This window comes from Pseudomonas sp. Mb7 (genome assembly GCF_054790525.1).
In genome coordinates this window covers 2,060,236-2,075,982 of the sequence record NZ_CP186501.1, presented here as the reverse complement: position 1 = coordinate 2,075,982, position 15,747 = coordinate 2,060,236, and the positions used below count along the sequence as shown (strand labels likewise).

Annotated in this window: 5 protein-coding genes; 3 read left to right on the top strand and 2 right to left on the bottom strand. The window is 62.1% G+C overall.

The window, feature by feature from the left end; genetic code table 11:
• Positions 1-148: 148 nt before the first annotated feature.
• Complete coding sequence (locus tag ACOYXH_RS09540) at positions 149-1,246, bottom strand: AraC family transcriptional regulator (protein WP_460410591.1); 1,098 nt, start codon at positions 1,244-1,246, stop codon at positions 149-151.
• Between the two features lie 211 nt (positions 1,247-1,457).
• Here ACOYXH_RS09540 and ACOYXH_RS09535 point away from each other — a divergent pair, with 211 nt between their 5' ends.
• The 3 genes from ACOYXH_RS09535 (at position 1,458) to ACOYXH_RS09525 (ending at position 3,122) form a co-directional block, all read left to right on the top strand.
• Entirely contained in the window at positions 1,458-2,405 is a 948-nt protein-coding gene (locus ACOYXH_RS09535; RefSeq protein ID WP_095049844.1) for a SphA family protein, read from the top strand.
• 254 nt (positions 2,406-2,659) lie between these two features.
• Positions 2,660-2,854: a type II toxin-antitoxin system RelB family antitoxin gene (relB, locus tag ACOYXH_RS09530; RefSeq protein ID WP_460410589.1), complete on the top strand. Its 195-nt coding sequence runs from the start codon at positions 2,660-2,662 to the stop codon at positions 2,852-2,854.
• On the top strand, positions 2,835-3,122 hold the full coding sequence (locus ACOYXH_RS09525; protein ID WP_371917969.1) for a type II toxin-antitoxin system RelE/ParE family toxin: 288 nt from the start codon (positions 2,835-2,837) through the stop codon (positions 3,120-3,122). The genes relB and ACOYXH_RS09525 overlap by 20 nt, the downstream gene beginning before the upstream one ends.
• 53 nt (positions 3,123-3,175) lie before the next feature.
• Here the strand turns inward: ACOYXH_RS09525 and ACOYXH_RS09520 are convergent, their stop codons facing one another.
• On the bottom strand, positions 3,176-15,670 hold the full coding sequence (locus ACOYXH_RS09520; RefSeq protein ID WP_460410587.1) for a filamentous haemagglutinin family protein: 12,495 nt from the start codon (positions 15,668-15,670) through the stop codon (positions 3,176-3,178).
• Positions 15,671-15,747: the final 77 nt, after the last annotated feature.

Genomic DNA, 15,747 nt, shown 5'->3' with positions numbered 1-15,747 from the left:
ATCGACAAAAATCTTTCAGGTCGATGTAACTCGCAAGACGCCTCGGTCGGCTCCCTCTCCCTCCGGGAGAGGGCTGCAGTGAGGGGATGTTCGAGGTAAGACACTGAATTGAGCGTGCATCGGTGAATCCATAATCGACAAAGACCTTTCAGGTCGATGTAAGACGCAAGACACCTCGGTCGGTCCCCTCTCCCTCCGGGAGAGGGCTGGGGTGAGGGTGTGCGTCATTACGCCAAGCGCTAGGGCTCAGCCCCGTCCAGCGCTTGAACGCCCGGCGAAAACTGCGCACATCGCTGTAGCCGACTTCCTCGGTAATCCGCTCAATCGGCATATCAGGATTGGCCAGCAAACTCAGGGTCCGCGCCTGCCGCACCTGCTCCAGCAACGCCTCGAACGTCAGCGCATGCTCAGTCAAACGCCGGCGCAACGTACGGCTGCTCATATTCAAATCGCCAGCAATCTTTTCGATGTGACTGCCGCTACTCAAATCCCGCGCAATCGCCCGTTCCACAGCCTGAATCAAATCAAGTTTCTGATGCACCTGCGCCGCTTCCAGCTCCAGCAATGCCACCGCCTGACGCAACGCCAGCGAATGATGATTGGGCAGATTCACGTCCAGCCACTGCGCATCGATCAGCATGCGATTGTGCAGGCAACCGAAGCGCACGTCCGGCCCGAGCAGGCGCTGGTATTCGCTGAGGTAATCCGGTGCGGCATGCACAAATTCCACGGCAATCGCCTTGAACTCACCCCCCACCAGCGCGCGGCCATACACCAGCAAACTGGCGAAGAACTCCTCGACCGCAAACACCTGCACATCGGCAAATGGCAGACGACATTCAGCATCGAGATGCACCTGAGCGCCGACCACATCAACACTGGACACCACAATCCCGCCCGAGGTGTGTTGATGACGAATGCCTAGCGCAAAGGCATCACGCAAGGTCTTGCACAGCGACAACACATGCCCAAGCAGACCCAAAGTACCGAGTACGTTCTGCGCGCCGACCCACAATCCCAACCCCTGATTGGGCAGCACTTTGAGCGCGCGCTGAATCATCGCCACGGCTTGGCGATAGGAAATCCGCTGCGCCGGATCCTGCAGATCCTCAAGGGTGAAACCCAGCCCACGGCACAGGCTCTGGGAATCGATTCCTCTGTTCTGCACGACTTCGGCGAGGGTTTGCAGGAGGAACGGCGAGACCAGCGCCAGTTCGAAGGTCGGGTCTTGGACTTTTACGTTCATGGGGGCTGACATTCCGGATCACGCTTGATTGTTATTTTTGTAACCGGTTATGTCGAAGGAAGTTAGCACAAGGTTTACGGACTGTCCGCAGATGCCCCCCTCGGTGTCCGCCAATACCCTGCCCCAACGTACGCCAAACGCTTATTTCTAGCGTACCGGCGCTCCGAGCGACCGGTACCAGGTCCCAATCACAATAATAATGAGGACAGTCATGAGCCAGAACCGTGCAACATCCTTCTTGCCGCTCGCCCTTTTCATCGCAGGTTGCACCCTGACGTTGCCCGCCCTGGCCACCGAAGCCGGGGTCGACAACATCGGCACCGGCACCGACGGCTTCTTCATGCTGCCGCTGGAAGTCGACAGCCTTCCGCAGAACATGGTCGCGTTCAATCTCTACTACAACCATTACAAGTCGACAAAGCTCAACATCAGTTCGCTGGGCGGCAAGGTACCGAAGGTCGAAATCGAATCCACTGCGGTGATTCCGCGTCTCGATTATTTAAGCCCCGTGCGCGTGTTCGGCGGGCGTCTGGCCGGTTACATCGCCCAGCCGTGGTTGAAGCAGGAAGTCTCGGTGTTCGGCTTGAGCGACACCCGCGAAGGCATGGGCGATACCACCATCGCGCCGATCATTCTGTGGGACATGGGCAAAAACCTGACCCTCGGCGCCGCCGTGGAAATCACCGTGCCCACCGGCGAATACAGCGTCGATCGACTGGCCAACACCAGCAACAATTTCTACACCTACAAGCCGCTGTTCTCGTTCACCTGGTTACCGACTGAACGCACCGAAGTCTCGATGAAGACCACCTACAGCTTCAACGAGAAGAACAAGGACACTGACTACAAGTCCGGGCAGATCTTCCACTTCGATTATTCGGCCAGCTACAAGATCACCGACGACCTGATGCTCGGCGTCAACGGCTACTTCCTCAAGCAGACCACCGACGACAAACAGTTCGGCCACACCGTGCAGTTTGCCGGGCAGGACGTCGATGATGGTGTGCGCGGCAAGGTGTTCGCGATTGGCCCGGCGCTGCACTTTACCTTTCTCAAGTACGCCAGTGCGGAGATTCGCTGGGCCAAGGAATTTGACGTGGAGAACCGGCCGGAGGGGGAAATGTTGTGGGCGAAGGTGAGTATTCCCTATGCGTTCTGAGTGTATTTGTAGGAAACAACACCCGGTTTTGTAGCCTGAAAACCTGAAAAACGCATGGGTGGAATACGCCTACAGCGGCGGTCGAGATTACCGGACAACAGGGGGAAACGTCTGGCAGATTTAAAGGGTGCGCTTGCAGATACTGGGCTCCGTTATCCCATGGTTGCTCAAGGGTTCATGGGGTGCATCGTCAGCCAGTGACGACAACGGGCCGTTCCCCCCTTAGACTGCTTGACATTGATCACGGAGGTCATATGAGCATATTGCTTTCCCCGTTTTATTCTGAGTTCGAATCCGAAGAAGAGGCAGAGAGCTACGATCGCTGGTTTCGTGCCAAGGTGCAGGCTGCACTGGATGATCCTCGCTCAGGCATTCCCCATGAGGAAGCCATGGTGCGGCTCGACCAACTATTAGAAGAGAAACGCAAGAATCGACGCACTGCCGCTTGAATGGAGTGATCAAGCTCTGGACGATCTGGCTGACATTATCGATTACATTGAACAATACAATTCCAACGCTTCAGCGGCTCTGCAGCGCAAAGTGGGTGCAGCAACGCAAAGGCTTTCATCAATTCCCTATGGTTACAGATCCGGTCGAGTACCAGGCACTCGGGAAATGGTGGTCAATCCAAACTATCTACTGGTCTATCGAGTGAACGGGCGCATCAAAATCCTGACGTTAGTCCACACCCGACAACAATACCCACGAACCTCATAAATATAAAAAAAGGGCGACCAACCGGCCGCCCAAACGTACTACACGAGAGTCTTTTACAACGTCAGTTGCCCGCGCTCCTCCTCGGTCAACTGCTGTTTCGCCTGTTCATCCAGCGCCCCGGCGCCCAGCACCTGCACCGGGCTGTTCGGGTTGTAACCCGGGGCCGGTGCACGGCTAGCGCCATCGCGGGACGGCGCAAGTTGTTCATTGCCGAAGCTCAACACCTGCACGGTGAACACCGACGCCTGATTCTGTCGCGAAGCCGCCTGCTGCTGACGCGCCACGTCTTCCGCCGCTTGGGTGGCCGACGATGCCGCCGAACTGGCCGAAGTAATCGCCCCGGTATTCACCGCCGACACCACCGGCACACCCGTCGCCTTGCCCTGCACCGAAATGTTCGCGGCGTTGACCACCGTCAGCGCGGCGATGTTGACGTTGCCCGACACGCGAATCCCCGCCTCGCCCGCATCGATGGTGCCCAGCGGCGCGATCAGGTCGATGTCGCCCGGCGCCACTTCGGCGATCGGGTTGAGCGTGGCGATACCGGCGCCGGTGCTTGGCACCGACGGCGACAGGGTCACGTTGCCCCAGGTGTCGTAGACGCGTTTCGGTGGGGTGTAGACCACGGTGGTTTTCGAGCCACGACCGGCGTTGATATCGCCCTCGGCGGACCAGCCGAGAATCGAGCCGCCGAAGGTGGTCATGATCCGGCTCTGGCCGAGCAAAATGCTGCCCTGCGAATAGAGCTGAATATTGCCCGAACCCTGGGTGATGATCCCCGCTGTCGATGGCGGCGCCGCGCCTTCGATGCCGAACACCTGACCGCCGCCCGGCGTGAGCATCTGGATGTCGCCGCCGAACAGGGTCTTGACCCCTGCCCCGCCGTACATCGTGATGTCGCCGTCGTAACGGATCGGATTGCCGGCCACGTCGGTGGTCGGGAACAGAGCGGCAATCGCGTTGCGACCGCGCAGATAACTGCCAGTGCGCGGGCCATCGACGTCGTTGTATTCCAGGCCACCGGCACGCAGTTCGGCGAAGTACACCTGGCGGGCGAAGATTGCCTGTTCGGCGCTCGGCAGTGCGGCGAAGAGGGCTTGCGCCTGTTCTTCGCTGCCGCTGAAGCCGTAGCCGAGGGTCAGCCAGCTCTGCAACTCGTCCAGGTAGGTCTTGACCACTTTGCCCGGTTGCCCGTTGAGGGAAGCGTTCGGATCGGCCAGGTTCTGCGCGTTAAGGTAACGCGCAATGAATCGCGTGTAGTCCGGCCCCTGCACTCCTGCGCCGGCCTGCAACACGATGCTTGCCCCCGATCGGCTGTCTCCCGCCGTGATCGGTCCGAGGCTGGTAATAGCGGCCTGATTCTCCATCAGGATGTTGCGCCCGGCATTGACATCCAAAAGGCCCGGGCCGGCGATATCGAAGCTGCTGTAGAGAATGTCGCGCCCGGCAGATACGCGCGAGACATCCCGCGGGTCGTTGTGAATGAACAGGTTGCCGGTCGAACTGACGTTTTGTCGGGTTCCGCCCAATTCCTCATTCGGCGCGATTGTCGGCTGCCCCAGGAAAGTACCGGACGCGACGATATCGCGACCGGCCATCATCCACACCGGCCCCGCCGCTTCATACCAGGTACGAGCGGACGGGGAAAAACTCAGCGTTTCGCCGCTGCGTAAACCGACCAGATCACCAGTCAAGGCATAGAAACGCGCCGGGCCCTGTACATCGCTTAACCCCGAGAAGGTGTCGGCGCCAAAGGCAAACAGCGGATAACGCAGGTTTCCCTTCGGGATCACACCATCGGGGCTGTAGTTGCTGACCAACGGCACGTTCGCGCTGGCTCCGTATCCCGAGAAGGCAGGCGCAAAGGGGGTCGCAATGGCTGCCGGGCTCGCGCCGGACTGATTGATCGCATAACCGCCGGCGTAGATGGAGTCACCGGCCAGCAACGACAGTTGCCCGTTTGTCGAAGGCGCCAGCAATAACGAGTACCCCACCGCCGGAAACAGATTGCTTGATGCACCGAAAGCGGCCGACGGTCCCGCATAGATGGAACCCTGGCCTGCAACGGCCCGAAGAATCGAGGGGTATACAAAGCGACCATCAGTCGGCGAGCTGTTCATTCCACTTACGGTTTGAGACGACGTCGTGATGACTTCAGCCATCTGTGTGCTCGGTGTGAGATTGCCTCCGGCGGAAAACAGATCGATGGCCGTGTGCCCGGTCCACAACGAGAAGCCGCTCAGTCCACCACCCGCATGGACCTCGCCATTGTCAGTGGTGAACGGCGTGGAGTTCTGCAGCCTGACCCGACCCGGATCCGCCGCGCCCCCTATCACCAGGTCGCCGCGTGTGCTGATGCGCATCCCCGAATCACCCGGTATCAAGACCACGCCACCGCCGGCCGCTCCGGTGCTGGCACTGAACAAATCGTAGGCTCTGGTTTCCCGGGCGTCCTGCTGGAATTGCTCGACGCCATATTGCAGGTTGATCGCACCCGCAGCAGCGCCGGTCAGCTGTGCCGCACCCCGTAGATTGATCAGGGCGCCTTGAAGGTCGTGTCGCGGCGGTGTCGTGCCGTTCTGCCCCGACCTCGCCTGCAATGACGGATTGAGCATGCCGCCAAGACGAATGTCCATGTCGCCACCGCCGGTCAACTGCAGGCTACCGTCAGCGCCAACGCGGCCGGTGCTGCCCACTGCCACGATCAGTCCCTGACTGCGGGGGTTAAGCAACTGATCGCCTATGGCCCTGAGCATGCCTGCATCCGCGCCAGCGCGCAGGCTGATATTGCCGCCGCCCAACGTGCCGAAGCCGGTGAACCCGACCAGGTACGACCCGGTGTCGGTGCTCTGGTCCGGCAAGGGCTGCGTGGCGTAGCTGCCGAAGTTGATCCACCAGGCCGTAGGAAGATCCGCCTTTGCGTCGCCCTGACGCCAGAGCCAGTTGCCCACAGCAACGCTGGGGACCTGTTCACGCAGTGGCGCGTTCATTGCGTAGCTGCGCCGCCCGAGCGTGTCCCCCGACACCGAACCACCGGCACCGATCGTCAGGTTGCCGCCCATCTGCGGATACCACGCCTGATACAGGCTTTCTGAACCGCCATTGACCCATTTTTCGTAAGCGCTGCCGGCGCTGCCCAGTACCGATCCATCGTCAGACAGGCGGCCGCGGGCCTGGTTGAAACGTGAATCGACATCGCTGGACTGAGTGCCCGCCGTATAAACGCCGAACGGTGAGTCCATGCGCAGATTGCCCGCAGCCATCAAATCCAGATCGCCAGTACCGGTGCGCAGCACGCTGAACATCTGCGAGTGGGGATTGGCGGTTATCCCGCCCTTGTTGGCCAGGCAGTTCCCCGGATCGATGTCGCACCAGAACAGATCGTCGTCAATGACCGGGGTTCCGGCGGGTATGCCCATCATGTTGCCATCCGCCCACAGGAACTTGGCCGGTGGGAGACAGACCCCGGGAATCAGATCGCACCAGAAACTGTCCTCATCGCTGACGACGCTGCCCGCCGGATACCCCAACGGGTTATCCGCCGACCAGGTGCTGTCGAGCTTTTTCTCGGTGACGATAATCCCGAGGTGAGTGTCTGCCAGCCGTAAGTCACCGCCACTGGTGACGGGTTTCACCACACGACTGTCAGCGGCTTCCAGGTCGGCACCTGCAACTATCCGCATCGACCACGATGCGCTGCCCGACGGCAACATGCTCGCGATCGCCCAGTTCGCGCCCTGGCGTGTACCGTTCAATGAACGAAGTTCGATAAAGGGTGTGTCGGCAGCCAGCACCACATCGGTCATGGACGGAATCAGGGAGCCGCGCAGCAGTGCCAGCGACCCACTCAACTTCGCCCCCACCGCACGCTGTTGGTCATCCAGAACACTGGGCAGCGGCACGCCTTTTGGCCAGAGCATGGCCTGCATCCCGGTAGCCTGAGCGAGTCGGGTCCCGGCGCCCAGGCGGCTGCCGGCCGGCAATATCACACTGTCATTGAGCAGCGTTCCGGCGCCATACAGCAGGTTACCGGAGGCATCGTGTACGGCTGCGCTCAACACGGTGCCGGCCGGCAACGTGTAGGGGCCGGCGAGCACGCCCTCGGTGGGCAACAGCGTACCGCTGGCGAGGACGGCGGCCTGGATCGGCAAGTCATAGTTCAGCTTGACGCCCGCTGGGAACAACGTGCCCTCGGCCAGCGTCACGCCCGCCCCCGGCACAATCAGATCGCCGCCAAACGGCTGGACGCCCGGCAGCAGTTTCCATCCCGCATCGTCCACGGTTTCCGGTGGCGGCGCGAAGCCATCGTTGATGCTGCCGTAGATGTCCAGGTCACCCCCGGCTCGAATCACCAGGCTCCCCGCCTCGCCAGAACCGTAGAGCGAAGTTTTGCCGGTGTTCGGGTTGAGACTGGCGTAGCGATAGCCGGACAAGTCCAGATCGCCCTGCACCACCATATCGCCGTCGGCGGTTTTACTCGCAATCTCTACACCTGGTCGCAAATGGAAGGCATCGGCATACCCCGCATTGTTCAACCCTGCCAGTTTGCGCTGCAACAGATCAGCGTTGCCCAAGGCTGCGTTGATGAACAGGTCGTTGTCACCGTGGATGCGGTTCAGGTAAGCCTGGTCGATGATTTGATAAGGCCGACCGCTGGCCGCCGGATCTACCCCGTCGGCGGCATCGGTATAGCGGCGCACGGCATTGAGCCCGATGGACCGCGCACCCTGGATGATCAACGCGCCACGGGCATCGATGGCGATGTCATCGGCGCCCAGTCGCGGTGCGTTCAGTTCCAGTGTGCCGCGCAGGCGACCGTCATTCTGACCCGCCAGGGTGCCGACTGCCGCGTCCGTGCCATGGCGCAGGTCTATCCGTGCACCGGGAGCGAGGGTCAGCAGGCCGTCGCCGGAGCTGAGCTCGACCATGGCCCGGTTGGGCGCGTCGATAATCTTGCCGTAACTGTCGACCCGCAGTACCCGACCGTGAGCATCCAGTACCGCGCCGCCCGCCACATTCAGGCCATGGGCGGCCGACAGGCGAATATTGCCGACACGTTCGCCGCTGGCATCGACCAGGCCGTTCACCGTCAGGCTGCCGTTGTCCACCGATACCGAGACCTCGCCCGCCTTGAGGCCATCGCCGATCACCAGGTCGCCCTGTTTGAACTGGAAGCTGCGACTGCCGAAGACTTGCCCGGCGTTCAAGCGTTGGTTGAGCGCAGCAAACTGTTCATTCAGCGCTCCACCCAGGTGTTGCGCGCGTATGTCCACGCCCGCGGATTTGTAGGGTACCCACGTGCCGCCGGCATCGTAATGCCCTGTACTGCTGCCACGGATTTCGCCTTGCAGATCGACCTCGCCCGCGGTGTCTGACAGTGCCACGACACTCAGATTGCCGGCCTGATTGTTCTGCGCTGACAGATCGATGCGCGAGCCGGCCGCCTGACGAATATTGCCGTCGCGGCTGTACAACGCCACGTCGCCGCCCCAGCTGTACTGATTGATATCGTTGAATGGCAGGGTGCGGCCCGCCAAGTCTAGGGTAGCCCCGCTCGTCAGGGTCAGATCGCCCTCGGCCTTGACCTGCAATTTGCCGCTGGCCAGCGCAATCCGGCCGTCGAGCACCACATTACGCCCCTCCAGCGTCAGTTCGGCACCCAGTGCATCGGCGGGCGCCACCCCGGTCGGCCCGCTCAATACCAGACTGCCGCCGGCCTTGAGCGCATTCACCGAGCCGCCCTCCCCGGTCAGCAGAGGTGTGCGCAGGTTCAGGTTGCCGCCGCTGTAGAGATAACCCTTGATCGGGTCGTAAGCCCCCTGCGTTTCATAAACCGCGAGGCTGCCCTTGTGGTTGGCGGTAATGCGGTCACTGGCGTTGAGGTTGACGTTGGCAAAGCCCAGCGCAAGACGAGCGTTCTGATCCAGGCCGTTGGGTTGGGAATAAGGGCCGTAGCCAAAATCGATGCGCTGAGCCTCGATGTTCAGCGTGCCGTGCCCGGTGCCCGCACCGCCGCTGGCCACGGCCCCGGGCGCCTGAGTGGTGCCGTTCCAGATCAGGTTGGCCGTGCGGATGGTCGCCACGTCGCTCGTATCCCCCAGGCCGTAGATGGCCGGGGTCGTGATCATCAGATTCTGCAACCTGCTGCGCCCGGTCTGAGGATCCAGAGTGTCCAGCGCGACGCTGCCGTAGAAGTTGAACGCGTCGCGAGTGGTCAGGCTGAGCGTTTCCAGGGCTGGCGCAGCAAACTGAGTATCGCCGCGCAGCAACCGGTCCAGCACGCCCTGATTCAACGTCAGGCCGGCAGGCAGGCGACCGACCGCCGCCAGTGTTTCAGTGGTACCGATGTTGACCGCACCCACAGCCAATGCCAAGTGACGGGTGCCGAAACGCACCGCTTCGGCCAGTTCGAACTGATTGTTGGTGGCCGCCGTAATGCTGCCATTCGAATAAAGCATCGCCGGATTGGCGCATGCCTGGCGATCGCAGGTACCGATGCGGATGCTGCCAGACGCAGTGCTGACGTTGACCTCTGGCGCCAGCACATTCGTCCAGCCGTTGGACACCACCAGCAGACTCGCGGCGCCGGGCTGATAGACGAAACCGCTCGAGGAGTCGTACGGCACCTCGCCGCGTCCCAGAGAGTTGACGCCGGCACCGGCCTCGACCGTGATGGCACCGTCCCCACTGTTGGTCCAGAGCAGCACTTCGGGTGCTGAAAGCAGCGCACCTTCACGCAAGGTGATGTTGTAGGTACTGCCCGTGAAACTGACGATGTTACCGGCCGTGCCGTAATTCACCGTCGGGGTCGCACCGATCGCCAGACGAGAAGCGCCCAGCCGGTTGAGCGTATCGGCATTCAGCGAGACGCCGGCAAAGCCTTTCGTGGCTGACTGCCCGGTGGCGAGAATCTCAAAGCTGTCGCCACTGCCGCCACGAATCACCGCCGTCCCGGCCACGCCTCCCTTGGCGGCTGCGAAGGCGATCCGGCCGTTGAAGTCCAGTGCGGTATCCTGCTTGCCCCCCGCGATGACAAACAGGTTAAGCGCTTTAGCGTCCATGGGCGCCAGCGCACGCGGAACACCCCGGCGCGCCGCATCGCTGACGATGAACTGCTCCAGAGTGGTTTCGTTGTATTGCGAGTAACGCCGCAACACATCCGCCGATGTCACGATGACCTGGCTGGCGAGGTTGTCCCGCACACCGGTATTGGCAATCGACATCCGCGCACTGCTTGTCCACGAGCCGTTGCGCATTGCAACCGCGCCGTTGGTGGCGCCCGGGGCGGCCTGGCCGTTCACTTCCACCCGGAACGCGCCCGGCAGCAACGTGAAGGTGGAAGGCAACAATGTATAAGTGCCTGCCGCCAACCCTGGCACGCCGCTGCCCAGGGTGATCTGCTGACCGATGCGCGGATCGACCGCTCCCGCTTCCCCCAGTATCGGTGCGTAGGCACTCTGATCGCCCGGGACAATGGCGTACACCGGGTTGCTGGCCAGCCCCGGCAGACTGAACGTTCCATCGCTGGCATTACGCACCAGTGGACTGAACCGCGCATCGGTGGAGCCACCGCGACCGGAGACAAACCCGGCACCGCGCAAATCTCCGCCGCCCGACAGGTCGATCAACGCGCCGGACTGCACATCCACGTACTGCGAGCGCAGGCTCACCCCGGCGCTGTCGCCACTGATGCCTTTCAATATGATCGGCGCGCCGTTGTAAAGGTATTCGATACCGTCGGTGGTGCCGCCATAAGGCATCACCAGACCGGCCGCACTGACCGACGTCGTACTCCCGGGCAGCAGGCGCAGTTCCTGGGTTTTGGTCAGCAGATCACCCAGACTGATGACGCCCAGAGGCGCACGCAGAACACCGCCCTGATCGATCCGGCTGGCGCTCATCGCCAGCGTGCCAAACACCGAGTACGGCAGCGCTGTCGGCGCCGGACCCTGGCCAGTGATGCGCAATGTCCGATGGGTATCGGCGAGAGAACTCTGACTCTGATAGCCGACCCGGACTTCGGCCGAGACCCCGCTCGCAGGGTAGATCTGCGCGGCGCGCAGATTCAGGTCCCCCGGTGTCCACAACTCTGACTTCACCTGGCCACTGGTGGGCGCAAGAAACCGCACGTCCCCGGTGCTGGTCAGCGATACCTGGTCAAAGCCGCGACGGCTGACTTCAACCGGGGCGTCGTTGTTCTGCAAGATCGACCCTTGCGCGCCGAACGACAGGCTGTTGGCAATATCCAGTACGTTGGCATTGACGTTGAACTGCGCCGGCGAAACTTGCGCAGTCGGACTGTTCAGGACCCGGGGACGAATGGTGCCCACCACACCGTAATAAGTCCCCACACCGGACAGCCGCACCGAAGGCGCTGATAGATTGACCCGCGTCGAGTCGCTGGAAGTCTGCGCCAGGGACAAGGCCCCAGCATAGAGATTCAGACTCTGATTCATGTGCAGGTCGACGTCGCCGTCAAATGACAAGAGGCCGTTGCTGAACACGCTCAGATTGTCGAATCCGCCCGACATCAACGTATCGGTGCTCAGGCGGGCATGCCCGTAACGAAGAGTGTTCGCGGCGTCACCGGGCTTGAGGTCCACGGGCAACACTGCATCGCCCGGTCCGTGACCAATGACGATTTCCCGAGCTCGCAGAACCTCGGCACCCGCCTTCTGCGTAGCGTACAGCGGGGTCTCCAGAGCTACCTCCAGCCGTCCGCCGGCAGCACCGCTGCCACCTGAAGCGGCGCGCAATTGACCATTGATCCACAGGCCGTTATACGAACTCAGGCTGATACGTCCGCCATCCGAGGCAACGCGGGTCGGACCCTGCCCGGAGATGTCCAGCACGGCCTGCGTCCCGGAGGCATCCAGACGTGCACCTTCGCGCACAATCAGAAATGCATCGGCCGCCGTCGCCGTCGCACGCTTGGGATCGATTTCGCCGCCGATGATAATGCTGCCGCCCTTGTCGACCTGACCGTAGACCCGACCCGACGCATCGACCGCCGTGTGGGCACGCCCCGCGACGTCCAGCAGCGCCTGCTCGCCGATCCAGATCGAGCGGTTGTGCGCCTTGCTGTCGGCTTGTTGCTGTGAAGTGGCAACGTCGATCGAGCCGAACTGTTGCTGACGTATATCCAGGGTTCCGCCCCAGGCCTGCAGTTCGCCTTCCAGGGTGATCTGCCCGGTCCCGCGCAGATTGATCCGTTGTCCGGGATCGACCGTGATGCGCGATCCGCGTCCCAGCGTCAGGGTGCTGGCGGTGTCGAACCGGTCGAGTTCACTCGAGCCGGCTTGCAGCGCCAGACTCGCACCGGCGCGCTGACTGAGTACGCCCTTGAGCGGGTCTTCCTGATAAAGCGTGGGTGTCCACCGCTCCATCGCCTGGCTCGGGTCGACCCCGCTGACCGGATTCAGCGTTGTGTCGGCAAAACGGTAGACCGGCATCGTCACATCGATTTGTGTGCCCGCCGTCACCTCCAGACCGTTCAGACCGGTAACCCGGTAGGCAGAGAAACCGTTGTCGAACAACTCGGGCGTCAGCTGCAAGGCATGTTCGGGCAGCGTGTCTGCGGACGCACCGATCCGCACCCGATTGGCCTGAATAGCGAGCGTACCGCCGCCCGTCACGCCATGACCGAGAATGTCGCCGGCCATCGTCAGATGCGAATCGCCCAGCGCAGAAATCGCGCTGGACTCAAGACTCACGTCGCCACCCTTGCCGCCCCGGGTCTTGCCATTGGCCAGAATCGCACCACCGGACGACACATCGATCAAGCTGCCCGTCGCCACATCGATATCGCCACTGCTGCGGATCGAGACCCGGCCTCCGTTCAGGTATCCGAGACTTGCCACATCGTCCGGATCGGTACGCAGATTGCTCCAGAGACCACGGGTGTCGAGGCGTACATCCCTGGCGATTGTCACCTGCACCGGTTCACCCGCCGGTGCAGCAATCAGCATGTCGTCAAGGGTGCTGCTGCGCAGCTGGTTCAGCACGTTGCCCAGATTCAGACTGCCGCCGCGCGCCGTCAGATCGGCCGCAACACGGACATCCGGTGCGTACAGCGTGATGTCACCCCCGGTGTCTACCTTGAGCGCGTCGTTGACTTCAATCCGCTCAAGCGCCGAAATCTTCAGTGCGCCGAGATCAAAGCCATTGAGCTGGCCGGCGTCGAGAAACAACTTGCCCTGACGGTCTTGCGCGACGGCGCCGTTCAGATCCCCGGTGAATTCCTCGTCCCGCCGTTCGCCGCCGATCAGAACCTGATCCAGCAGCGGATTGAGGGTGTAGCGCAATCCGCCGGACGCCGCCTGATAGCTCGGCAGATAACTGCCGACAATCAACTGCGCGCGCCGTGCCAGCGCAGTCTGGCTCTGCTCATAACCGTCGATGACCGCACGCGGCGCCTGAGTCTGTCGTTCACCCTGGAAAACCTCACCCAGCAGTTGCCCGTCCAGCACCGCGTTTCCAGTGCTGACCACCAGTTGCCCGGCATCGCGACCCACGGTGTAACCCGACTCTGTACGACTGGACGGTGCAATCAGCGGGTTGTAGAACGTGCGGGTCTGGCCCCACCGCTCACTGTGATCCTCGTAGCCCTTGTACAAACCGTTGTAGAGCTGATCCCCCGGCGCACGCGAGACTTCATAAAGACGACCGTCTGCACCGCGCAGCCAGCTCTGTCGAATCTCGCCGCTTTGCACATCGAGGGTGCCGCCGGACAGGTTGATCAGTGATCCTTTACGCGTGACCACGTCGTTGCCGGCAAAACTCACTGTGCCGCCCTGCGCCATCCACTCGCCGATGCCATGCCCCTGGGTGCCCAGATAACCGCCGACTTCCAGCAGGCCACCCGCGGTGTACCAACGGTCCGTCGCATAGCCATTGGTTCCGGCCGGCACGTAGACCAGTTCACGCACATCGACCCAGACATCGTTACTATTGAGCGCGCCGTTCTCGCGATTGACCGACGCATCGCGCTGCTCGTTGCCCTGCACGTTGATCTTGATGTTGTTCGATTCCATCGCCACCTTGACGCCGACAGCGCCGGCAACGTCGATCACCGCGCCTTCGCCAACCAGGCTGCGACGCTGCGCGGTGACAGCGACCTGCCCCCCGGTGGCCAGGGTGATCGAACCGTTCTGGAATTCGACACTGCCGCCGCTCTGGAGATCGATACGCGACTGATCGCCGCGAATCCTGTTATTGAGGTTTACCCCGCTCAGGGCCGCCTGATGCTGACTGTCCAGCGCCGTCAGGTCGCTGCTGTCGAGCATGACCGCCGTGACACTGCCGGGCGCCAGGGTGACGCTGCCGCTCGTGTCACTCGCCGGATTGAGCAGGTGAATGGTCCCGCGAGTGGCGACCGAGGTGCTGCTCAGCAACACGCCGCCCTGCTCCACTTCATGCCCGGTCAGGGTGATGTCACCCGTGGCAGCCTGAATCAACCCGCTGTTGCTGACCCGGCCGCCACTCTCGCCAGCCTTGAAGCCGGGCGTGACTTCGTTGCCAAAGGTTGTCGAAAACGTGTTGCCTTCTGTGCCTGAGCCTTTGCGGATGTAAAAACGATCACCGGCACCCAGCACGGTCTGGCCTTTGGCGGTGTTGAGGGTGCCGTCATTGACAACGTCTTTGCCGAGCAACAGCGTATAGCCACCGGCGTCGGTCGAGACGACGGGCTTGTGGGTTTCAATCAGCGCACCGCGCTCCACCAGCACCTTGCCGGCGGCATCGCTGAACGTCGGCTGGCTGCCGTTGCTGTCGAAATACAGACCACGATCCCGGAACTGGATGTCGGTGATATTGGCGGCGGCGGCCACCAGGTTGCGCACATTGACCTGGCTGCTGCCGCTGAACACGATGCCGTTGCGGTTGATCAGCATCACCGTGCCGTCGCCCTTGATCTGGCCCTGGATCTGACTGGCGCGTGCGTTCGGATCGTTGACACGGTTGAGCACGGCCCAATTCGACTGCTGAGCAAATTCGACTGTGGTATTTCGCCCGACGTTGAAGGTCTCCCAGTTGAGAATGGCCTTGTCGGCCGTCTGCTCGATCTTCACGTTGGTCTTGCCATCGGCTTGCGTCTGCTGCGGGCCTTTGGCGTTCAGCCAACCCTGAGTCAGGCTGTTGTCGACCTTGAGGCCGCCCTCGCCCAGCCCGTCCGGAACGGTCTGCAGACTGCCCAAGGCCACCGCGCGCCCGGCAGCCTGAGCCGCCTGCTGTGCGGCAATGGCCGCCACGGTGTTGTTGAGGGTCTGCAACGAGCGTTGCAGTTGCTGGTTGGCTTTTTGCTGCTGCGCCAAGGGTGGCGTCATCCCCGGCAAACCAGCCGCACCGGGCCGGGCGGCCGCGGCTTGTTGCGCAGCGCCCTTGGCCGCGAACCAGCCAGAGCTGAACGCGGTCGCCGCCTCGGCACTGCCGGCTACCAGACACAATGCCACCGCGTGCGCCAGGGGCTTGAGCAACCACAGCGCCGGATCGGCAACGTCACGCCTGAAAGTCTGGCCGGGGATATTGCGACGGGATGGGCGAGCGAGCATCACTACGAGATCCTTTTTGATTGCCACACGAAGCTGCAGGCCAGCAAAAACCTGCTGTTACGACATAGGCTGTTGGC

Bases quoted from the DNA above. Each gene is read 5' to 3' on its own strand.
- ACOYXH_RS09540 (WP_460410591.1), bottom strand. From the start codon at position 1,246: ATGAACGTAAAAGTCCAAGACCCGACCTTCGAACTGGCGCTGGTCTCG.
- ACOYXH_RS09535 (WP_095049844.1), top strand. From the start codon at position 1,458: ATGAGCCAGAACCGTGCAACATCCTTCTTGCCGCTCGCCCTTTTCATC.
- relB (WP_460410589.1), top strand. From the start codon at position 2,660: ATGAGCATATTGCTTTCCCCGTTTTATTCTGAGTTCGAATCCGAAGAA.
- ACOYXH_RS09520 (WP_460410587.1), bottom strand. From the start codon at position 15,670: ATGCTCGCTCGCCCATCCCGTCGCAATATCCCCGGCCAGACTTTCAGG.